Here is a 21,098-nt window from a genome sequence, read left to right on the forward strand (position 1 = left end):
TATGAAACCAGGGGCGACATTGATTGAACACATGATTGTCAAAACACCTACTCCTGTCCAGGGTTTTACAGATGATGGCGAGATGTATGTAATTAAGAGGCATAGATACGCTGATGAAACACCGCTAGCTATTGAAACTCACTATTATCCTGTAGACATTGGAATGAAATTGTCATAGCTGGATATTGCTACAGAAGCACTCTATGACCTCCTTGAAAATAAACTACATATTCAATTGTCAGATGCCGAACAAACTATAACGAGTAACACTTTGAATAGTGAAGGCGCAGAACTATTAGGGATTAACCAATCAGATAACACCCTACAGACGGAGAGATTTTTGACAGATACAAAGGGTGCTTTGATTGAAAACTATATGGCGAATTGTAAAGCCAATATGTATTCTTTTCATATCAAGCTATCAAGAGAAAAGTGAGTATATTTCATGTTTTTAATCTTTAGGTGATTTAATCTTATAGTGCAATTTTTAATATCTTATCCGTAAACATTTGTAATAGATGTTTACAGAGAAGATTTTTTTATATAGACAGTAAAGGTCAAGAAAAAAAGAGATAGGGAAGCTATGACAGTTAAATTTAAATAAATCCGACTAGTCTGAATATATTGTATACATACAACTTTACATGTGCTAGTATATAAACAATCTTAACTGGTACGGACAACATGATGAGTTAAGAATTACGGTTATTTCATCTCGGAAAGACGTAAGACATTCGTATTTAAATCAAAATTTACTAAACTCATATAGATTGGAATGAGGACAATATGATAAAAGCAGACTTGATTATTTATAATGGCACAGTTTTAACACTGGATAAAGTCAACACTGAGGGGCATTCGCTAACTAGTTATAAGGGGCGTATAACAGGAGTATGGAATACGGAAAGACCACCTGAAAAACAAATAACACGATCTGAAAAAACAGTGGAAATAGACTTGAATGGAAAAACAATTATGCCTGGGTTTGTAGATACTCATAATCATTTGCTGATGTACTCTCAGAATAAAGCCCAAGTAAACTGCACATCTCCTTTACATAAAAACATAAAGGATTTACAAACGAACATAGCCAAAGAGTCCTCAGCTAAAGAAAAAGGAGAGTGGATTCTAGGATATGGATATGACGATACAATGCTTGATGAAAAACGTCATCCAACCAGAAAGGACCTAGACGCAATTAGCACAGATCATCCAATTTTCATTCGACACATTTCGGGTCACCTGGCTGTAGCTAATTCGGTTGCCTTAGAGATTGCTGGAGTAGATAAAGATACGCCTAAACCTAATGGTGGTTATTTTGGAAAAGATCAGAATGGTGAACTTACAGGAGTACTTTATGAACCAGGAGCAATGGATATAGTATTTGACGCAGTCCCTGTTCCTAGTACTGAAGAAATTGTTGAACTAATAAGACGTGGAGCTGTCGATTATCTTGCGCAAGGTATTACAACGAATACAGATGCGGGTGTAGGTTTACATTTACTCAAGCGAGAATACGATGCGCATATACTTGCTGTTCAAAAAAAGGCTAATCCTATGAAAATGCGTCTAATGATATTGAGTTATCTGTTAGAAAAAGGTGGGGTCTTCAGTGAGTATAGTGCTGCGGAACTTGATGCGGAAATACAAGAAAAGACAAATGGTCGAGCAAAGCTAGATAGTGCAAAGCTATTTCAAGATGGATCAATCCAAGGGTTAACAGGGGCATTGCGAGAGCCATATTACTGCAATCCTAAACTGTATGGTGATTTAATCTACACGCAAGAGCAATTAAATAATTATGTAATGGACTTTCATCAAAGAGGATTTAGGATTGCTACGCATGGCAATGGAGACTATGCAATAAATTCTGTTATTGAGGCGTATGAAAGCGCTATCAAATCAGGGGGAGAGCGTGATCATCGTCATCGGATTGAACATGTTCAAACAGCTACAGAGGATGATCTAAAAAAGATGAAATCGCTAGATATCGCGGCCTCATTCTTCATAAATCATATTTACTACTGGGGTGATCGTCACCGTGATATCTTCCTCGGTCCAGACCGAGCTAAGCGAATGAATGCGCTACGGGAGGCTGATGACCTTGATATGTTATATACACTTCATTCTGATTGTCCAATTACACCGATTTCTCCACTTTTCTCAATATGGGCAGCTGTCAATCGGATTACGCGAGATGGGGAAGTGTTAGGTGAAGATCAGAAGATAGATGTAGAGACTGCATTGAAGTCTATGACAATTTATGGTGCAGAGCTAAACTTTGAAGAAGATGAGGTAGGGAGTATTGAGGTAGGCAAAGCCGCCGATTTCGTAGTATTAGAAGAAAATCCAATAACCATTGATCCAATTAAAATAAAGGACATTCAAGTAGAAATGACTATCATAGATGGTGAATTAGTTTATAAGAGTTCATGAAACAACTCACATCTATAGAGAACACACACATAATTGGGGGAATGTAAATGGCTTGGTATGTAACTTATTCATCGATTTATTTTGTAGTAATGTTTGCTATTGGTGTTTATTATTTTACTAAGGTAAAAGATGCTGATTCCTACCTAATAGCAGGTTGGAATATGAGCTTTTGGAGTATAGTAGGTACAACGATCAGTACGAATGTGGGTGCAGCAGTCTTTATTGGTTGGGTTGGTATGGGCTTTACAGTTGGCATGTCTGGTTACTTTAAGTTTGCTTTGCCTGCTTATTTAACAAGTATATTACTCATTTATGTTTTCAGTAAACCGCTTAGAAGACAGAGATTGTATACAATGGCCGATTTATTTGGAGAAAGGTTTAATTCCAAAACAGGGGTTATTCCTTCAATACTATCCGCTTTTATATACTCAGTTCCTGCGACTGCGCTTCAAATTGTTGGTATGAGTACAGTTTTTAGTATAGTTTTTAATATTGATGTCAAAGTAGGAATTTTTCTGTCGTTTACATTGATACTTGGCTTCACTATTCTCGGAGGACTAGTTGCTGCTATCGTTACAGATGCATTGCAAAGCTTTATTTTAGTAATTGGTCTATTTATATTAGCGTTTACAGCACTTAAGTTTGGCGATGGTATTTCAAACGTGATAGCTCAAACACCAATGATGTATTTATCTCCCGCGGGTCCACATGGTGTTGGAGAGGTATTAATGTTTGCACTTACAGTAGCTCCATTCTACTTAATTTGGCAATCGACTTGGCAAAGAATTTTTGCTTCGAAAAGTGAAGAAGTTGCGATACGGGCAGGAATAACTGGCTATGTTATAACGGCTATTATTAGTATACTACCCTTTGCAATTGGGGTAACGGCCCGCCAATTCGTACCGGCAGACCTCCATCCAGATTTAATATTTTCTTACGTAACAGTAGATTTGTTACATCCGGCGATTGGCGGTATCGTTATTGTCGGATTGCTAGCTGCGTTGATGACTGGAGCCGATTCCTTCATTCTTCAAGGTAGCTCTAATATTTCGCAAGATTTATACTTCCGTATAATCAATCCAAAGGCATCTGGTAAACAGATGATGTTTGTGGCTCGTTTCAGTGTGGTAATAATAGCTGTTATGGCATTGATTGTATCTTATTTCATGACAGATATTATTAGTGTATACCAGTGGGCATTAAGAATTTCAGCTACAACAATTGTCTTTCCATTCTTGGCAGTAATTTTCTGGAGAAAGACGACTGCTCGGGGGGTTGTTACCAGTATGATAATAGCTGGTTTAGTCACTGCAATCTGGCCTTTTTTCAATACGGGTCTTGATCAAGTAGTGCCTGGACTATCAGCTTCTTTGATAGTGTTAATTATTGTAAGTTTAATGACTAAACATTCGTCTGATGAAACTATAAGAGCAGTGTATTGGGAGGACCTCCCTTCCGCTTCTAGAAGGATTATAGGCGATGAAAATTCAGAGTTGGATAGTGTTTTAAACAAATAACGGTAAAGAGTTATTGTGAATGTGTACAAATGAGGATTATGAAGGGAAAATGCCAGAACACCCAAAGCGGGTAGTTCTGGCATTTTTATTTTTTAATTAGTAAATAGCAAAAGTACGGTGCGCCTATCAACGAAACGATAATACCTGCTGGAATATCACTTGGCTCCAAAATATTTCGACCAATTGTATCTGCTAGCAATAGAAGAAAGCTGCCTAGCAAAATAGCAATAGGTAAATTCATTTGATGGCGTGGGCCGATTAGGGACTTGGCGATATGAGGAGCCATCAGCCCGATGAACGCTATGCCACCTGTAACCGACACAGCGGAAGCAGCTAGAGCTACGGCGGCTAGCAATAATATTGCACGCTCTCGTTCGATCGACACGCCGATACCCGTCGCAACAGCTTCATTCAACCCGAGCATGTCCAGTCGGTGTGCTTTAAATAAAGCGAAAGGAATTAATATGAGCAACCAAGGGGCAAGTGCCCAAATATAAGGCCAATCAGTTCCCCAAATATTCCCGGCTATCCATCTTGAAATAAAATCCACTTTCTCTTGCTTGGCAGAAGAAGTCAATACGACCATTACACCTGAAAGAGCCATCGAGAATCCAATACCCACTAGTACAAGGCGCATAGGCTGTAGTCCGTTTTTTCTACTGTAAGCAAATAGATAAATTAAAACGGAGGTGATGATGGCTCCCAAAAATCCTACTAACGGCAATAAGTAAGCGAATGCGCCAGCCTCAATCGGTACAAACAAGAAAAATACCGCAATAGCGACTCCAGCGCCCGAGTTAATACCTATGATGCCCGGATCTGCAAGATCGTTTCGCGTGATACCTTGTAAAATAGCACCAGACAAGGCAAGTGCAGCACCAGCCAGCAACGTAATGATGATTCTAGGAAGGCGAATAGAAAACAGTACAAACTCTTCTTTAAAAGTGCCTTGGCCAAGGAAAGTAGGGACTAGCCGGTTCCATTCAATAGAAGCAGCTCCTAAACCAAGCGCGATAATAGTTATGAAGAGAATTAAAACAACTAAACATATTCCGAGAATTCTTTGTTTTCTTCGTATACGTGGATGTATCATGAGAATGCTCGACCTCCCTTGCGTACGATCAAAAGAAAGAACGGTAAGCCAATGATGGCAATCAATGCAGCAACAGGCGTTTCAAACGGTGCTTGTAGCATTCGTCCAACCGTATCCGCTAGCAACATAAAAGTTGCACCTAAAAGAGCGGAAATGGGAATGATGAATCGGTAATCTGTTCCGACGATTGCACGAACAATATGTGGAATCATTAATCCGACAAATGCTAGGTTACCCGCTAATGCCACAGCAGCTCCTGCTAATAAAATAATAACAATAAACAACATGACTTTTATTTTCAATGTATTTTGTCCAAGTCCAATCGCTACTTCTTCATTCAAGCTCAATAATGTCAACTGGCGTGAAAGTACGAGTGCGACGAAGATACCTATGATAATGACTGGCGCAATAGTCTGAAGCTGTCCCCATGAGGTGCCAATCAATCCGCCGGCTGTCCACATTGCCACATCTTTTGAAATCTTAAAATACAAACCAACCCCTTGTGCGATGGCGAATAAAAATGTGGAGACGGCTGCGCCTGCCAATACCAGTCGAATGGGTGCAAAGCCGCCTCGCTTCGCGGAAGCAATACCGAAGACGATCAGCGCACCAACAGCCGATCCAATGAAGCAAGCTGTCATGATACCGAAATAGTTAATAGTTGGAATGAAGGCAAGTGCAATAGCTAATGCGGCATTTGCCCCGGCAGTCAGTCCAAGCAATCCCGGATCGGCCAAAGGATTTCGCGTCATGCCCTGCATGATAGCCCCTGAAACGGCCAAAGCGGCACCCACAAACACGGCACCTACTTCACGCGGAAAGCGTATTTCTTTTAGAATCTGAATGTTGTCTTCTTGGTTTGATGTGAATGAAAGTAAAACATCTTGCCATGAAGTGTGAGCGGCACCAAGCTTCATAGCAAATAGGAAACTGATTATTAAAAGGATCGTGCTAGCAAATAATTTAAAACTAAACGGTATAGCTTTTCCAACGGGTTTTTCCATTCTATTCATCCGCTCCTTTCTTGTCATAAAAAAAGGGGTCTTCAATGAAGAAGAGCCCCATCTTGTTTTATTACTTAGTTCCTAAAAAGCTTTTGATGAAGAAATCAAGTTGGTTATCAAGTGTGTAAGCATCGTTGAAAGAGAATTCTGCTGTGTTTACCTGATAGACTTGATCATTTTTGACGGCAGGAATATTCTTGTATGTTTCTGTTTCCAGGAATGAATTATCTCCTGTATCACTTTTACTCAAGATGACATAATCCCCGGCAAATTCAGGCAAGACTTCTGCAGATAGGGCGTAATATCCTTCTTTCTCGGTCATTTCCTTGACCTTTTCAGGCATAGCCAATTTCATTTCCTGGTATAGGATTTCAGTTCCTCTACCCCAGTTATCGCCGAAGACATAAATTTGTTTGTCAAACTCTTCGATGACGGAAACTGTCGTATCTTCTCCGATTTTGGCTTTAATATCTTCTCCTGCCTGCTTCGCACGTGCCTTAAATGCATCTACCCATTCAGTTGCTTCTTTTTCCTTATTCAATAACTTACCGATTTCGATTTGTTGTGTTAAATAATCCACTTTTCCGTATGTATACGTAACAGTAGGTGCAATTTCTTTTAATTTATCAATGTTCTTAATCGTGTTCAGTCCAATAATTAAATCGGGCTCCAGTTCAATGATTTTTTCGATATTTTCGTCTGAAACTTCTTCTACATCTTTCAGAAATGAATCAAAGCTTGGATTATCCTTTGACCAAGATTCTGCTCCTACCAAATTCACGCCAAATTGATGTACAGTACCAGCAAAACTTGATAATACCACAACACGCTGTGGATCTGCAGGAACCTCCACTGGACCTTCTTCAGATTCATAAATAATCGTGCCGCTTGTTCCTTGTTCTTTTGCAGGTGTATCTTCTTTCGCAGGTTCTTCCTGTTTATTGCCGCAAGCTGCTAACGCAAGTACGATAAGCAAAAGGGCAGGTAATAGAATTTTCTTCAACAGTTATTCGTCTCCTTTTAGTAGATCATATGTGATGCATAACGGTTTGCCCGTTCTTGGATCCGTTCCGATTTCCGCGTCAATTCGAAATACTTCTCGCAGTATGTCGGGTCGTACTACTTTTTCGCACATACCCGCACGTACAATTTCTCCATCTTTCATGGCAATGATGAAATCGGCAAAACGTGCTGCCTGATTTAGGTCATGAAGTACCATGACAATGGTGCGTTGCTGCTCTTCATTAAGCCTTTGCAACAGCTCTAGTACTTCCAACTGGTGTGCCATATCCAAATAAGTAGTCGGCTCATCTAGGAAAATTATATCTGTTTCCTGAGCAAGTGCCATCGCAATCCAAACGCGCTGCCGTTGACCACCGGATAATGCATCGACTTGACGGTATTTGAAATCAGTCGTATTGGTGACTTCGAGTGCCCAGTTGATGACGTCCATATCACGCGGTGTCAAACGCCCCATTGCATTCTGGTAAGGAAATCTACCGTAGGATACCAATTCACCAACCGTTAAACCACTGGCGGCTTCTTGTGTCTGAGGAAGAATAGCCATCTTTTGTGCGAGCTGTTTCGTCCTTTGTTTCACGATATTCCCACCATCTAATATGACGTCTCCTGATTGATGAGGAATTAAGCGTGTAACGGCTTTTAGAAAGGTTGATTTGCCACATCCATTTGCTCCGATGATGGCAGTCACTTTCTTGTCAGGTATTTGAACCGATAATCCTTTAACAATCAGGCGATCATCGTATGAAACTTGTAGATTATCTGTATACAAGCGAACCATTTCGTGAAATCAAACCTTTCCTACTAAGTAATCATTGATAATGATTATCAATGTCGTTACAATGAGAACTATAAATTGAAATGCAAGCGATGTCAATAATTATTTTAAAGGGAGAAGATGGAATGAGACAAGATCAGCTACTAGACGTAACGATTATCGGCGGCGGACCTGCAGGGTTATATGCTGCATTTTATAGTGGATTGCGTGAAATGAAGACGAAAATCATTGAATATCAGCAGCAGCTTGGCGGAAAGATCCATGTCTACCCAGAGAAAATGATTTGGGATATTGGCGGTATGACCCCGGCACCAGGAGCTCAGGTAATTGAACGGATTGTGGCTCAGGGATTAACATTTGACCCAGAAGTCGTACTCAATGAAAAAATTGTGAAGATCGAAAAGACAGAAGACAAGCATTTTGCATTACATGGCTCCTCGGGTACTGTTCATTATAGTAAAACCGTAATAATTGCGACAGGTACGGGTATTTTGAATCCACAGAAGATTGAGGTGGAAGGCGCAGAACGATTTGAAGTGTCGAATTTAAACTATACGGTAAAATCTTTAGGACGCTTCAAAGGGAAGACCGTCCTGATTTCAGGCGGTGGCAACGCAGCGATTGACTGGGCGAATGAACTGCAACCGATTGCTAAGAAAGTATACCTAACATATCGCAAAGAGAATTTGAACGGCCATGAAGCGCAAGTGCGGCAACTTTTGGAGAGCGGTGTGGTCTGTCACTTTAATACAAATATATCTCGATTCATTGCGTCTGAAGATCATAGCTCAATTGAGAGGGTGGAGCTGCGACACAATGAAGAAGAAAAAGTTACCACGATAGCTGTGGATGAAGTGATCATTAATCACGGTTACGCGCGCGATACTTCGTTAATTGGCGATCAGCAACTTGGTGTTGAACTAACGGAACATAAACAGATTGCAGGTACTTGCACGAGTGCTACGTCCATAGAGGGAATGTATGCGGCAGGGGATGTACTGAGCCACAAAGGCAAGTTGCATTTAATTGCAGGGGCATTTCAGGATGCAGCGAACGCAGTAAACTGCGCCAAAATCTATATTGATCCCGAAGCAAATGAAAATGGCATGGTATCTTCCCATAATGAACTCTTCAAGGAACGAAATCGAGAATTAGTGAAACAGCTTATATAAACAAAAAAAGGAACTGACCGACGATTTTTATTATCGTAGGTTAGTTCCTTTTTTAGATATTCTCGAGCTTATCTAGCTGTTTTGTTAGCATATATTTCCATTCTTCAGCCAGTGCATCGACTTCCAAAATCCGTTTCAATCCTTCTAAATCTTTAGAGCGCTGAAAATACACTTCATTTGCATAAAGAATGGAAACGTGGTTTGGGTCTTGTTGAAGCAAAGTAATCGGAGAGTTCGAACGAACAATTCCTTCTTTAATAACACGGCATAGGTATCCTGTGAATCCGGTGTTGACCATTCCCTTCATCAGACCAGGCAACCCAGTGCGCTTACTAATGGTGCTGCAAGGTACTCGACCTTGTGTGACTTGAATCACTGCATCTCCAACTGCAAACATATCTCCAATACATATATCTTTCTCGAGCATCCCGTCTACTGTCAGATTTTCTCCGAATGTAGAAGTGGGCAACATGCAGGAGAATTCCATTTCCCAGAGATCATAGTGTTCACTTGGATAGATACAGACCGCTCGATCGGGACCGCCATGGTGCTTCGTGTCTGCAATTCCATCCCCTTGAAAACCATCTACAGAAAGAAATGCTTCTTTTGCAGTCTGTTTACAAATAGCGCTAGAAAATTCTCCGCCATTAGCAGATTGTAATATGCGCGGCACCCCAATAGAAAGTGTTCGTAGTGATGGTTCAATCTTCAATAATACCCCCTTCTTTCCGTGTACTTATACATTTAGTATACGATAAACACGTAATATAGAAGAGGTAATTAAAGCACATATTAGATTGCGACCATGATCAACCAGAAGATATGCATGCACAGTACTGCGATATAAATGAATAATGCAGTAGTCAAAGCGATACGTACGACAATCCCTGAAGAACTTACTGTCACGATATACAAAAGTATCAAAGGTAATCCTAGTTTCACTACATAGAACAAAGGAATACTTTGTTCATATAAAAACGCTACTAGTAGATTGGCTTCTTCTATAAGACCAAGCCGTAAACCATAATCCGTAAAAACGGCATCTAATAAACATAAGCAAGCTAATAGAAAGCCCGCATTTAATAATCTGTTTTGCTGAATAGGAAAGTCCTTTACTGTATTCATTTTATTCGCTCCTTAGATACAGTGTAGTTACCTAGGATGAGTAGTAAGTGACTATTTTATACATTGTTTCACAACAATATTTATATTTTTATTTATTTGCATTATACTATAAAAATGCGTATAGTACATTACAACAGTAATGTACTAGGTAACCTTGAGGTGGTGAAGTTCTTGCTTGAAATGGATGGAGAAAAGCCAATTTATATACAAATTGCAGAATGGTTAGAGACGGAAATTATTGACGGTACGTTACAAGCGGACGATAAAGTGTACTCACAGTATCAACTGGCAGATCTTTTCAATATTAATCCTGCGACTGCGGGGAAGGGGCTGACGATTTTGCTTGATGCGGAACTTATTTACAAGAAACGGGGCCTTGGCACGTTTGTATCTGCTGATGCACGTGAGAAACTGCTGACGAAACGGAAAAGCGGCAGATTAAGTCGTCTCGTGCATGAGCTACTTGATGAAGCTGCATTGCTTGGCCTGCAAGAGGAACAACTCATTGAATTAATTCGGGCAGAGCGAAAGGAGAGGTCATAATGCCAGCAATTACTTTGAAAAACGTGACGAAAAGCTATCGTTCTATTACAGTACTGAATCAGTTAAATTTAGAAATCCGTGAGAATGTCATTACGGGATTGGTAGGACGTAATGGTGTGGGGAAAACGACACTTATGAAGATGGTTGCAGGATTCATAAAAGAGTCAGATGGAGAGCTTCGTGTGTTTGGTGAGCGTCCCTTCAACAGTCTTAAGGTTTCTGCCAACATGATTTTCATAGACGATATGATGGGCTTTCCGGATGCGCTAACACTGGGTGATTTACTAATGGAATGTGATCGCTTCTATGAAAATTGGGATCAGGACCTGGCTATGCGTCTACTCGAGTACTTCAAATTACCGCTGACGTTGAACCATCGTGTCCTGTCAAAAGGCAAACGCAGTACATTCAATGCTGTTGTCGGCATTGCTACACGTTGTCCACTAACAATGTATGATGAGCCGATTACGGGAATGGATGCTGGAGCGCGAAGAGATTTTTACAGGGCGCTGCTGAAAGATTATCTAGCACATCCACGAACTATTCTTTTATCGAGTCACCATATGGAAGAGATGGAGGACTTGCTGGAGGATATTCTGGTGATCGACGGTAAAAGCATTGCATTTCATGGTCCGATTACGGAACTGCAGGAAAAGTTCCTGTCACTTCAAGCTAAAGAGAGTGTGCTTAAATCTCATGCGATTCGATATGGGGTCGTTCATCGATCGAATGCGGGTCCGATGACAGAATGGATTGTTGACAATGAGCATACGGAGGCTGAAGTGGATGAGCTGAAGCAGGCTGGTATCCGCGTATCAGCACTATCTGCAAGCGAAGCCTATTTGGCAATGACAGGCCAGACGACAGGAGGGGTAGACGATGTTTACAACGCAATGGAGCGTGAATGAACTGGCAAAGCGTCAGTATTTATTTAAATTGAGTACCAACGGAGCCGTATTTACGACACTGATTGTATTGCAGATCATTGGAACTATTTTCATAAGTGGCGCTGGATCTACTTTCATGAACGATTGGGGAGAGGGTATAACTTTTAACTTTACGTCCATATCGAATGACGCACAGGTAGGATTGACATTATTCTGGGCTCTTATTGTAGGATTCCTGTTGACATCGGCTGCCCAACGCAATGAATCTTTTTCATTCGTGACGAATCGTCTAACCTTTCAGCTCGCGAACTTCTATTTCATTTGTACTGCGGCATTACTCGGCGGTGTAACAACAGTGCTACTCGGGTCGGTCATGAAAATTGTCGCGCTGTTCGGCGACAATATCATCATAGAAACGACAGGTCTACTGACATCGCCGCTTGATTTCTTCTCACGGATTCTAGTGATGACAGCGTACACATTGTTGCTCATGATGATCGGGTATTTACTTGGAACCTTAATACAATTCAGCAAGTTGTTTATCGTCTTGTTTGGATTGATCTGGTTTATGTATTTCACGTTCGGTATCAACTTGTCAGTTGGCGAAGGTGAAAGCTTATTGTACTTTTACTACGGAGAGACATCGATTCTGTTATTTATTTTGAAAGTAGTAGTGTCGGTTTCCGTACTGTTTGGTATCAGCTTCTTTGTGACAAACCGTTTGGAGGTGAGAAATCCATGATGATTTTTATGGTTTTGATACCTGTGTTGCTGCTGCTTGGTCTAGTTTTAATTGTGATATTCACGAAAAATATGAAGCGCACGCGATTGAAGAAAAAGTTTCATCGCAATTTCATTTTTGGTTATCTTCTGTTGCTGCTGCTTGGTCTTGTCGTGGCGGAAGTCATGGAACGTAAGGTAGAACATCAAAATCCCCCAAAAGTAAACGTAGAGGACGTGGAGTTTGATTTGCCGGCAGCAATAATAGAAGGGACACCGATTCCTGAAAAATTTGTTTTGGCGAAGCGGTCGCATAAAGTAAAAGGTGAACTAGTGATACCCTCTTTCACAAATGCTTATCTTTTAATCGAACGTACACCTGACAACAGCCATACCATTACAGAAACCGTCTACACCCCTGAACTGACGGCGAATATAGGGGAGGAAAATGATGTGTATTATGACGTTACAGACCGGCTTGAAAGTGCATTGCCGATTTGGGAAAGTAATTTAATGACTGTACCTAAACAACCACTTAATAATATACAGTATACGTTTTATCATGATTCGAATATATTGAATCAGTTCACTGGGGAAAAAACGTATGGTTATTCTTCAGGTTCGGTGTCAAGAGCTATGACGATTCACTTGATCGTACCCGAATCAATTGTGCTGAAACTTCCAGAGCTAGAAAATGAATATGGAACTTATATAGATGTGATTAAATAGAAAAAGACTGAAGCGTAAAACGCCGCATTGTTTGTGGCATTTCAGCTTCAGTCTTTTGTATTATCCGCGTTCTACAGGCATTGAACAACATCTGAAAGAACCGCCTGATTTAATGATTTCAGAGAAGTCGACTTCTATGACTTCAAATCCATTTGCGCGTAAGTTTGCATTCACTTGTTCGTTTTGTGGAAGGTTGAATACTTTATTATTACCAATGGAGAGAACATTAGTACCTAGCGAAAACTGTTCATCTTCCGCCACTTCGATCAGTTGGTACGAATCTGCCAGTTGATGGAGTGTTTCCTGATCAAACGCTGCTGGAAAGACTAGCGCTTTTTCGGGAGAAAGGATATTGAAAACGCAGTCTAGATGCAAGTACCGTCCGTCAAATGGAATTCGCTTAAGTTGATGATCAGGAAGCTGTTCTTCCAGCTTGTTAACAGCTTCCTCGGATGTACGGCTACTGATGCCGATGTAGAGAGTATCCCGGTCGACAATAATGTCTCCGCCTTCCATTCGATCCGTCGCGGATTGATAGGGAATGTCTTGCGCAATCAGCCATTCTTTTAGCGTGATTTCTTCCCCTTTTCGTATATTTGTAGCCAAGTCTGCGATGAATACTTCATTACCGATTGTGAATCCAATATCCCGTGTAAAGACTTGTTCAGGGTATTTTTCAGAAGTAGGCAGCGTAATGACCTCCACTCCGTTCTCCTTCAAAAGCTTCTCAAATTCTGCGTGCTGATTCATTGCACGGCTTTTATTGATATTTTCATTTTCATACTTTTTTTGTACTTCGTTAATGACTTCATCAATCGCCATGAATTCTGGCTGGCATAATATGACTCGGCGCAATGTATCATATTCTGTTATGCATTTTACCGTATCTATTCTTTGGTTATTAGCGGTCACTGTCAGTGTGCCTCCCATTCATGAAAGTACTTTGTATTATTCCCATTTACGAATTTTATAAACTTCTCTAGCTAATAGGTTCCACTGTTTTAGAAAGGCCTCTCACAGCGCCTGACAATCAGTTAGAAAAATAAATACAGTAAACGCTTACATATTTCCATTGACAAATAATTTAGAAAACGTTTAAAATAGGTTAAACGACTATATAGCGACACTTTTGTATTGACTGAATTTGGATGGGGTGAAGTGCAGTGGATCAGAGGAAAAGAGAAATAGGGTTCTGGTGGTCGATCTTACCGTTAGTATTGATGATTCTAGTCATGATTATTACCGTAGTACAGCTTAAAGAAGGACCGCACATGCCGCTAATTGTAGGAACTGCCATTGCGTCACTCGTAGCTTGGCGTCATGGTTTCTCGTGGGAAGAAATTGAGGAAATGATGTACAAAGGAATTCGTTTGGCCCTTCCGGCAGTAATCATCATTATGCTTGTCGGTTTGGTTATTGGCTCGTGGATGGGCGGCGGAATAGTCGCGACAATGATTTTCTACGGATTGAAGATTATTACGCCTTCTTGGTTCCTAGTAGCCATAGCGCTGATCTGCTCAATTGTATCATTGGCAATAGGTAGCTCCTGGTCGACAATGGCAACGATTGGTGTAGCTGGAATGGGGATTGGACTCAGTATGGGAATCCCTGCAGGTATGGTAGCGGGAGCTGTCATTTCTGGTGCGTATTTTGGAGACAAGATGTCACCGTTATCGGATACAACCAATTTAGCCGCAGGACTTACCGGAACGGATTTGTTCGATCATATTAAGCATATGTTGTATACGACAATTCCTGGATTAGTAATTGCCCTTGGTGCGTTTACATTCCTTGGAAGAAAATTTGGTTCAGGTGAAGCGGAATTAACATCGATTGCACAAACGGCCCAGGTCATGCAAGATAGCTTCGTTATATCGCCTTGGCTATTGCTAGTTCCTTTGGCAGTCATTTTGATGGTCGCGATGAAGATTCCTGCAGTGCCGGCACTGATTATCGGAATTGTTTTAGGTTTTTTATCGCATGTAACAATTCAGTCGGGGACGTTTGTGGATGCACTTGGTGCTCTGCAGAGTGGTTTTGCGATTGAGACAGGTAACCAGCTAGTAGATAAACTATTTAATGGTGGCGGCTTGGATAGTATGATGTATACCGTCTCTATGACTATTGTGGCCATGACCTTCGGTGGTATTCTTGAGTATTCAGGTATGTTGCGAGCAATTATGACGCAATTGCTGAAGGTTGTAAAATCTACGTCCACATTAATCATTTCAACGATTGGCGCGTGTATCATGACCAATGCAACTTGTTCTGAACAATATATTTCGATCGTTGTACCTTCCAGAATGTTCAGTAAAACATATAAAGATATGGGACTGAGCTCGAAGAACTTGTCGCGTGCATTGGAAGATGGAGGGACGCTTACGTCCGTATTTATTCCTTGGAATACTTGTGGTGTGTTTATATTCGGTACGCTTGGTGTCAGTGTAGTAGAATACGGCCCATACGCTATTCTGAATTTTGCTGTTCCTCTTATTTCAATTATCTACGCTTTTACAGGTTTCGCTGTCGTCAAAATGACGTCTGAAGAAATTGTAGAAATGAATGACCAAGAAGCGAAGTTGGAACTTGAGGCACAGCTCGAATAATTCAAAAAGGCAAAGCCGAGGTATTTTAACGGCTTTGCCTTTTTAATAGATAGCAAGCTTCATTTTGTACAATGCACGTGGTCTACCTTGGCTGTAGGTCATTTCTTCACCAACAGTATCGACAAATTGTTGATCCATTAGCTTTTTAATTGTACGTTCAGCAGTTCTTCTGGAAACAGCTAAATATCCTGCTAAGTCATTAGCGGTGAATGGTGTAGATTGCCTGAATTGATCAAACTGCGTTAGCTTGGAAATGACAGCTGGGCTCAATGTCGTCTTTTCACTGATCTTAAGCAAATCTGGGTCGTCCAACCTCATCGCGACTGAAGGTTTTGTAGCTGGCAAAGGACCGTGTAGTTTCTTATGTTCATCAAGCATAAAAATCCCTTTGTCTATTGCTTGTTTACCAAGTTGCAGTGCACTCATTGCATTGTCACTAGCTTCTACGATCGTTTGGCCTAATCCAAAAGACAAAGTAGATGCAGGATGAAGGGATTCACAGAACTGGATGAAGTCCTTCATTGCTAAAACAAATTCGATGGTTCCTATAGTAGTGTAAAAAAAGAAGCTACTTTCTTTTTCTTTCCATTGTGCCTGCAAGTAGTTTGCTAGTGTCTCAATGGTGTCCTGTGGAAGTTGCTCAGGTTGATGAACTTGCAGTATACCTACAGCGATTTTAGTCGCTTCGCTTCTTGTTAAATTCGCTTGTTGGACAGCGTGTTCCATCGCACGTAAAATATTGCTTGCAGGATCCAACATCCGGAATGATGGGATGCCTGCCGCTTGTAATTGATCATACACGGCATGCACACTAGTTATTGCCATTTTTGACCTTCCGCTTTTTACATGCTCAATATGAAAGTTCACAACAGCCTGCAAATCACCGTTGGATTGCAGTTCATATATAGCAGGCTTCTGCATGGAAGAGAGAGGACCGAGATCTTGCAGAATCTGTTCAATGTGTATTTTGTTTTTTATATCTAGAGAAATATCATGAATTGCGATATTTTTTTCTGAAGCAAGGTATAATAAAGTGACAGCGATAGTATGTTCATTTTGCTGGATATAAAATGTTGGAATCGAGATGGTCCGAAGAACTTGCTCAGACGCTTCATAAGGCAAGGAGCCAGAGAACAAAATAGCGTGACAAGGTTTTAGTGTCTCCAGTAAACGAGGAGCTTCGGACGGACTATCATATTGATAGTAATCAATGCGCATATTATGGGGCAACATAATATTCTCTGCTTGTCGACAAAATTCTTGTGAGCCGATTAATGCAATGGTAACCTTCATAATGGGACCTCCTCTTTTCATTAGCGACTATTTAACGACAATCATACAATACGAATGAAAAGCTGCCAATAGGAAAGGAAGAAAAATAATGAAAATAACTGAAATTGAAATTTTTGCAATTCGATTACCGCTCTATGAACCATTTGTAATTAGCTACGCATCTTATGATGATATGCCTTCTATTATCGTAAAACTTACAACAGACACAGGTTACGTAGGGTATGGTGAAGCAGTAGCAGACGACCATGTCACGGGCGAAAGTTGGGAAGGTACATTTGCCGTACTTCGTCACACACTTGCTCCTGCTTTACTCGGAGAAAATCCAAGTCGCTTTGGGAAAATTCATGAAGTGATGGATCAAGCGATTTACGGTGTACCTACAGCGAAAGCGGCACTAGACATGGCTTGCTTTGACGCAGTAGGGAAGGCATATGGTATCCCCGCCTATAATTTAATTGGGGGTCGTTATCATGAGAAGTTTCCAATTACGCATGTGTTAAGTATTGCTTCACCTGAACATATGGCACAAGAAGCTGCTGATCGTGTGGCAGCTGGCTATAGTTCATTAAAGATGAAAGTCGGTACCAGCGCAGCTGAAGATGTCAAGCGAATTCAGGCCGTGCGCGAGCGTGTTGGCAAAGATATCGCAATCCGTGTGGATGTTAACCAAGGTTGGGTCAACAGTGCGACGACATTGCAGGCAATGAAACAATTGGAAAGCTGTGAACTGGATTGGCTCGAGCAGCCAGTCAAAGCGGATGATATCGATGCAATGGTAGAAATCAAATCGAAAATTGCGACGCCTCTAATGGCTGATGAGGGATTGCGTGGCGTGCGCGAGATGCGTGAAATCATAGCAAAACGTGCAGCAGATAAAGTGAATATCAAGCTCATGAAATGTGGGGGTATGTATCCTGCAATGAAGCTTGCACATATGGCGGAGATGGCAGGTATCGAATGTCAGGTTGGATCAATGGTGGAGTCGTCTATTGGATCTGCAGCAGGCTTCCATGTAGCATTCTCACAAAAAGCGATGACGAGTGTAGAATTGACCGGCCCGTTGAAATTCAGTAAAGACGTCGGCAATCTGCACTATGATGTACCGTTTATTGAACTCAACGAAAAGCCTGGACTTGGCATCGATGTAGATGAACAAGCGCTAGAAGAATTGACGGTGCGTAAAGAAAAGGTGATAGTATGACATTGCAAGCATCACTTTCACTTCTAACAGAAGATCAGCTGCCGGAAGTTCTAGCTTTACAACAACGAATCATTGCTGTTCTTGAGCAACCTGATTTTCTTCAACCGCTATCAGAAGAAGAGTTTGTGTACATTCTACGCGGTAATGGCATGATGGTAGGAGCTTTCGTCGATCATCGTCTCATCGCGTTCCGTGCTATGTTGGACCCTGGTGATGATGAAGAGCATTTAGGAATCGATGCGGGAGTATTAACAAATGAATTATCTAGTGTGCTGTACTCGGAGATTTCGGGTGTGGATCCAGACTATAGAGGGCATGGACTGCAAACAACACTCGGTAAATGGCTAATGGAACATGTCGAAAGAGATCGTTATCGCTATATTTGTACAACCGTTGCACCATTTAATATTCCAAGCTTGAAAGATAAATTTGCACTAGGTTTAAGAATCAAAGAACTCAAAGTGAAATATGGCAATAAACTGCGCTATATTTTATTCAAGGATCTCCAAGAGCCTTCCCGTGGAACGACGTCGGAACAGCAATTTGTTCTGATGGAGAATACCGAACAGCAGCAAAAATTGTTGAAAGAAGGTTGGATTGGAGAATATATCGAGAAAAAGAACGACCACTGGTATGTAAAGTACGTAAAATAATGCATTTGCATCATGTAAGACTATGCCTTTAAGCGTAGTCTTTTTTTCATTGTCCATAAGCATTTCAAGTGCCCAACAGATCTAGAATGCCAACTCTATGGTAAAATTAAGGAACTACAAATTGAAAGGTTGATATCCGTAATGCAAAATTCTTCTGTAAAACTCACTTCATTATCTTCAAAAGGAGGCTGCGGTTGTAAAATAGGACCCGCTGATTTAGCTGAAGTTCTACGAACATTGCCTCCTGGCGTCGCGGACCCTAATTTACTTGTCGGATTGGATACAGGCGACGACGCAGGTGTATATAAGATAAATGATACGACTGCTATCGTGCAGACCCTAGATTTCTTCACACCCATTGTCAATGATCCATATGATTTTGGACAAGTGGCAGCGGCGAATGCGATCAGTGATGTCTATGCAATGGGCGGTAAACCAATTACAGCGTTGAATATCGTCGCATTCCCGATCCATACACTTGACCGCAGTATCTTGACGGAGATCTTGCGCGGAGCTGCTGACAAATTAAAGGAAGCTGGTGCAGTTCTTGTCGGTGGCCACTCGATTGATGATCAGGAGCCAAAGTTCGGTATGCAAGTAACTGGAACGGTACATCCTGACAAGATTCGCACAAATGCAGGGGCAAAACCAGGTGATCGTTTGATTCTGACAAAACCGATTGGCGTAGGTATCATGACTACTTCATTGAAAAACGGATTATTGTCTGAAGAAGAAGAAATTCACGTGACAAAAGTGATGACAACACTCAATAAAACGGCGGCTGAAGTAATGGATGATTACAGCATTCATGCGTCAACAGACGTAACAGGCTTTGGCTTACTTGGACATGCTTCTGAAATGGCAACAGGTAGTGGCGTATGCTTGCGAATCGATAACGAGAAAGTTCCTGTATTACCACGTACAAGAGAACTAGCAGAAGCCGGTTCGGTTCCGGGCGGTACGAAAAACAACTTTGCACATATAGAAGATATGGTAGAATATCCAGAATCATTGGATCAAATCGGCAGATGGATTTTATGTGACGCAGTAACTTCTGGTGGCTTGCTTGTATCAGTTGCTGGAGATGAAGCAGATCGTTTGCATGCACAATTGCGTGAAGCGGGAGTCGATGCGCATATTATTGGAGAAGTAACCGATGAACATAACGGTCGAATTATCGTGCAGTAAATCAAGGAGATGGAAAATTACATGGTACGAGATATTACATTGACAGACGCACTCGAATTACAGAAAAATCGTTCACATACATTAGTCGATGTACGCTCTCCAAAAGAGTTTAAAGAAGCAACTATTCCAGGCAGTATTAACATTCCGATTTTCACGAATGAAGAACGGGCGGAAGTAGGTACGCTTTATAAGCAAGTAGGAAAACAAGCCGCAATGGATCATGGTCTGGCTATTTTCTCTAAAAAACTACCCGATTTCATTGCGGAGTTCAGGAAAATTGACACGCAAATCACTGTGTTTTGCTGGCGTGGCGGCATGCGAAGCAAAACGGCAATGACCGTACTGGAATTGATGGGCATCCGCTCAAGCCGAATCAGTGGCGGGATTCATACATATCGCCAGTGGGTCATTGCGAAACTGCAAGAACCAATCAAACCTAAATTGCTTGTACTAAACGGCTATACAGGAAGCGGCAAGACGAAGATTCTTCACAAGCTAATGGAAGACGGCTGTCCGGTCATCGATCTAGAAGGCATGGCAGGCCATCGAGGTTCGATATTCGGACAAATCGGTGTCAAGCCAAACAACCAGAAGAAATTTGAATTACTAATTGCAGATAAACTGGAAAAGTATGAAAATGAACCATATATCTTCATAGAAGGCGAAAGCAAACGCATAGGGCAAGTACATATGCCGGAACTACTGTTTGAGAAAAAAGGCCAGAGTCCGCAGTGGATTATTAGACTGCCGGTCAAAGCGCGGGTTGAAGAAATCCTTTCCGAGTATGAACCGGAAAAACAACCAGAACTGTTTCTAGAAGCATTCTCAAGAATTCGCAAACGCATCCACCAACCCATCGCGGCACAAATTCAGGAAGACCTGGAAAACGGACGTTTTGCGGAAGCTGTAGAACAGCTATTGACTCACTACTACGACCCTCAATACGAACACTCCGTAGCCCGCTTCGCTACAACTGGCCAAGACGTGATCGAGGCTGAAACCGTGCAAGAAGCGTATGAAGAATGCCTGAAACGGTATAAAGAGCTAATGAAATAAATGAAGGTAGACTATCCTGTTGGGTAGTCTTTTCTTTTGCGTAAAAATAAAATGAGTTGAGTGCAGTCCGCCTGCGT

Annotated in this window: 20 protein-coding genes and 1 pseudogene; 13 read left to right on the plus strand and 8 right to left on the minus strand. The window is 41.3% G+C overall.

Annotated features, from left to right (window positions below; genetic code table 11):
- Nucleotides 1–31: 31 nt before the first annotated feature.
- From CSV74_RS16890 to CSV74_RS06545, 3 genes and pseudogenes are all read left to right on the plus strand, one after another.
- Nucleotides 32–436: pseudogene (locus CSV74_RS16890) on the plus strand (UTRA domain-containing protein).
- A 350-nt stretch (nucleotides 437–786) separates the two neighbouring features.
- A complete protein-coding gene (locus CSV74_RS06540) occupies nucleotides 787–2,436 on the plus strand; it encodes an amidohydrolase (protein WP_099691048.1) in 1,650 nt (549 codons plus the stop codon).
- Nucleotides 2,437–2,483: 47 nt separating this feature from the next.
- Entirely contained in the window at nucleotides 2,484–3,953 is a 1,470-nt protein-coding gene (locus tag CSV74_RS06545; protein ID WP_099670686.1) for a sodium:solute symporter family protein, read from the plus strand.
- Between the two features lie 85 nt (nucleotides 3,954–4,038).
- Here the strand turns inward: CSV74_RS06545 and CSV74_RS06550 are convergent, their stop codons facing one another.
- The 4 genes from CSV74_RS06550 to CSV74_RS06565 all read right to left on the minus strand — a co-directional run bounded on the left by CSV74_RS06550 (nucleotide 4,039) and on the right by CSV74_RS06565 (nucleotide 7,851).
- On the minus strand, nucleotides 4,039–5,046 hold the full coding sequence (locus tag CSV74_RS06550) for a FecCD family ABC transporter permease (protein ID WP_099691049.1): 1,008 nt from the start codon (nucleotides 5,044–5,046) through the stop codon (nucleotides 4,039–4,041).
- Entirely contained in the window at nucleotides 5,043–6,050 is a 1,008-nt protein-coding gene (locus CSV74_RS06555; protein ID WP_099691050.1) for a FecCD family ABC transporter permease, read from the minus strand. Before CSV74_RS06555 ends, CSV74_RS06550 begins: the two co-directional genes overlap by 4 nt.
- Nucleotides 6,051–6,120: 70 nt before the next feature.
- On the minus strand, nucleotides 6,121–7,053 hold the full coding sequence (locus tag CSV74_RS06560; RefSeq protein ID WP_099691051.1) for an iron-hydroxamate ABC transporter substrate-binding protein: 933 nt from the start codon (nucleotides 7,051–7,053) through the stop codon (nucleotides 6,121–6,123).
- A 3-nt stretch (nucleotides 7,054–7,056) separates the two neighbouring features.
- Nucleotides 7,057–7,851 carry an ABC transporter ATP-binding protein gene (locus CSV74_RS06565; RefSeq protein WP_099691052.1) on the minus strand — a complete coding sequence of 265 codons (795 nt, stop codon included), beginning with the start codon at nucleotides 7,849–7,851 and terminating at the stop codon, nucleotides 7,057–7,059.
- A gap of 122 nt (nucleotides 7,852–7,973) precedes the next feature.
- Between CSV74_RS06565 and CSV74_RS06570 the strand changes: the two genes are divergently transcribed.
- Nucleotides 7,974–9,020 (plus strand): NAD(P)/FAD-dependent oxidoreductase, encoded by a 1,047-nt coding sequence (locus CSV74_RS06570; protein WP_099691053.1) that lies wholly within the window; start codon nucleotides 7,974–7,976, stop codon nucleotides 9,018–9,020.
- A gap of 52 nt (nucleotides 9,021–9,072) precedes the next feature.
- Here CSV74_RS06570 and CSV74_RS06575 read toward each other — a convergent pair whose 3' ends face one another.
- On the minus strand, nucleotides 9,073–9,726 hold the full coding sequence (locus tag CSV74_RS06575) for an MOSC domain-containing protein (protein ID WP_369823698.1): 654 nt from the start codon (nucleotides 9,724–9,726) through the stop codon (nucleotides 9,073–9,075).
- Nucleotides 9,727–9,812: 86 nt separating this feature from the next.
- Complete coding sequence (locus CSV74_RS06580) at nucleotides 9,813–10,145, minus strand: DUF5658 family protein (RefSeq protein ID WP_099691055.1); 333 nt, start codon at nucleotides 10,143–10,145, stop codon at nucleotides 9,813–9,815.
- Nucleotides 10,146–10,325: 180 nt separating this feature from the next.
- On the opposite strand from CSV74_RS06580, the gene CSV74_RS06585 reads away from it, so the two are divergent.
- From CSV74_RS06585 to CSV74_RS06600, 4 genes are read left to right on the plus strand one after another with little or no spacing between them, the layout of a single operon-like run.
- Complete coding sequence (locus tag CSV74_RS06585) at nucleotides 10,326–10,688, plus strand: GntR family transcriptional regulator (RefSeq protein ID WP_233190828.1); 363 nt, start codon at nucleotides 10,326–10,328, stop codon at nucleotides 10,686–10,688.
- The gene (locus CSV74_RS06590; RefSeq protein ID WP_233190814.1) at nucleotides 10,688–11,596 is read left to right on the plus strand and encodes an ATP-binding cassette domain-containing protein; all 909 of its coding nucleotides are present in this window, start codon (nucleotides 10,688–10,690) and stop codon (nucleotides 11,594–11,596) included. The genes CSV74_RS06585 and CSV74_RS06590 overlap by 1 nt, the downstream gene beginning before the upstream one ends.
- Nucleotides 11,568–12,317: a hypothetical protein gene (locus tag CSV74_RS06595; protein WP_099691057.1), complete on the plus strand. Its 750-nt coding sequence runs from the start codon at nucleotides 11,568–11,570 to the stop codon at nucleotides 12,315–12,317. Before CSV74_RS06590 ends, CSV74_RS06595 begins: the two co-directional genes overlap by 29 nt.
- Nucleotides 12,314–13,024: a hypothetical protein gene (locus tag CSV74_RS06600; RefSeq protein ID WP_099691058.1), complete on the plus strand. Its 711-nt coding sequence runs from the start codon at nucleotides 12,314–12,316 to the stop codon at nucleotides 13,022–13,024. The genes CSV74_RS06595 and CSV74_RS06600 overlap by 4 nt, the downstream gene beginning before the upstream one ends.
- Before the next feature lie 60 nt (nucleotides 13,025–13,084).
- Here the strand turns inward: CSV74_RS06600 and CSV74_RS06605 are convergent, their stop codons facing one another.
- Nucleotides 13,085–13,936: a dimethylarginine dimethylaminohydrolase family protein gene (locus CSV74_RS06605; protein WP_369823694.1), complete on the minus strand. Its 852-nt coding sequence runs from the start codon at nucleotides 13,934–13,936 to the stop codon at nucleotides 13,085–13,087.
- Nucleotides 13,937–14,187: 251 nt separating this feature from the next.
- Between CSV74_RS06605 and nhaC the strand changes: the two genes are divergently transcribed.
- The gene (nhaC, locus tag CSV74_RS06610; RefSeq protein ID WP_369823695.1) at nucleotides 14,188–15,630 is read left to right on the plus strand and encodes a Na+/H+ antiporter NhaC; all 1,443 of its coding nucleotides are present in this window, start codon (nucleotides 14,188–14,190) and stop codon (nucleotides 15,628–15,630) included.
- A gap of 42 nt (nucleotides 15,631–15,672) precedes the next feature.
- On the opposite strand, the gene CSV74_RS06615 is transcribed toward nhaC, so the two are convergent.
- Entirely contained in the window at nucleotides 15,673–16,923 is a 1,251-nt protein-coding gene (locus CSV74_RS06615) for an HTH domain-containing protein (protein WP_099691060.1), read from the minus strand.
- 88 nt (nucleotides 16,924–17,011) lie between these two features.
- On the opposite strand from CSV74_RS06615, the gene CSV74_RS06620 reads away from it, so the two are divergent.
- The 4 genes from CSV74_RS06620 (at nucleotide 17,012) to mnmH (ending at nucleotide 21,021) form a co-directional block, all read left to right on the plus strand.
- Entirely contained in the window at nucleotides 17,012–18,124 is a 1,113-nt protein-coding gene (locus CSV74_RS06620; RefSeq protein WP_099691061.1) for a mandelate racemase/muconate lactonizing enzyme family protein, read from the plus strand.
- Complete coding sequence (locus tag CSV74_RS06625; protein WP_099691062.1) at nucleotides 18,121–18,777, plus strand: GNAT family protein; 657 nt, start codon at nucleotides 18,121–18,123, stop codon at nucleotides 18,775–18,777. Before CSV74_RS06620 ends, CSV74_RS06625 begins: the two co-directional genes overlap by 4 nt.
- A gap of 141 nt (nucleotides 18,778–18,918) precedes the next feature.
- Nucleotides 18,919–19,965, plus strand: a complete 1,047-nt coding sequence (gene selD / locus CSV74_RS06630; RefSeq protein WP_099691063.1) for a selenide, water dikinase SelD — start codon at nucleotides 18,919–18,921, stop codon at nucleotides 19,963–19,965.
- 21 nt (nucleotides 19,966–19,986) lie between these two features.
- Entirely contained in the window at nucleotides 19,987–21,021 is a 1,035-nt protein-coding gene (gene mnmH, locus CSV74_RS06635; protein WP_099691064.1) for a tRNA 2-selenouridine(34) synthase MnmH, read from the plus strand.
- The last annotated feature ends 77 nt before the right edge of the window (nucleotides 21,022–21,098 follow it).

This window comes from Sporosarcina sp. P19, from assembly GCF_002743165.1.
Classification (GTDB): Bacteria; Bacillota; Bacilli; order Bacillales_A; family Planococcaceae; genus Sporosarcina; species Sporosarcina ureae.

Excerpts from the sequence above, each read along its gene's own strand:
- CSV74_RS06615 (WP_099691060.1), bottom strand. The coding sequence starts at position 16,923 with ATGAAGGTTACCATTGCATTAATCGGCTCACAAGAATTTTGTCGACAA.
- selD (WP_099691063.1), top strand. The coding sequence starts at position 18,919 with ATGCAAAATTCTTCTGTAAAACTCACTTCATTATCTTCAAAAGGAGGC.
- CSV74_RS06625 (WP_099691062.1), top strand. The coding sequence starts at position 18,121 with ATGACATTGCAAGCATCACTTTCACTTCTAACAGAAGATCAGCTGCCG.
- CSV74_RS06590 (WP_233190814.1), top strand. The coding sequence starts at position 10,688 with ATGCCAGCAATTACTTTGAAAAACGTGACGAAAAGCTATCGTTCTATT.
- mnmH (WP_099691064.1), top strand. The coding sequence starts at position 19,987 with ATGGTACGAGATATTACATTGACAGACGCACTCGAATTACAGAAAAAT.
- CSV74_RS06565 (WP_099691052.1), bottom strand. The coding sequence starts at position 7,851 with ATGGTTCGCTTGTATACAGATAATCTACAAGTTTCATACGATGATCGC.
- CSV74_RS06585 (WP_233190828.1), top strand. The coding sequence starts at position 10,326 with ATGGATGGAGAAAAGCCAATTTATATACAAATTGCAGAATGGTTAGAG.
- CSV74_RS06570 (WP_099691053.1), top strand. The coding sequence starts at position 7,974 with ATGAGACAAGATCAGCTACTAGACGTAACGATTATCGGCGGCGGACCT.
- CSV74_RS06620 (WP_099691061.1), top strand. The coding sequence starts at position 17,012 with ATGAAAATAACTGAAATTGAAATTTTTGCAATTCGATTACCGCTCTAT.
- CSV74_RS06580 (WP_099691055.1), bottom strand. The coding sequence starts at position 10,145 with ATGAATACAGTAAAGGACTTTCCTATTCAGCAAAACAGATTATTAAAT.
- CSV74_RS06550 (WP_099691049.1), bottom strand. The coding sequence starts at position 5,046 with ATGATACATCCACGTATACGAAGAAAACAAAGAATTCTCGGAATATGT.
- CSV74_RS06600 (WP_099691058.1), top strand. The coding sequence starts at position 12,314 with ATGATGATTTTTATGGTTTTGATACCTGTGTTGCTGCTGCTTGGTCTA.
- CSV74_RS06595 (WP_099691057.1), top strand. The coding sequence starts at position 11,568 with ATGTTTACAACGCAATGGAGCGTGAATGAACTGGCAAAGCGTCAGTAT.
- CSV74_RS06545 (WP_099670686.1), top strand. The coding sequence starts at position 2,484 with ATGGCTTGGTATGTAACTTATTCATCGATTTATTTTGTAGTAATGTTT.
- CSV74_RS06555 (WP_099691050.1), bottom strand. The coding sequence starts at position 6,050 with ATGGAAAAACCCGTTGGAAAAGCTATACCGTTTAGTTTTAAATTATTT.
- CSV74_RS06540 (WP_099691048.1), top strand. The coding sequence starts at position 787 with ATGATAAAAGCAGACTTGATTATTTATAATGGCACAGTTTTAACACTG.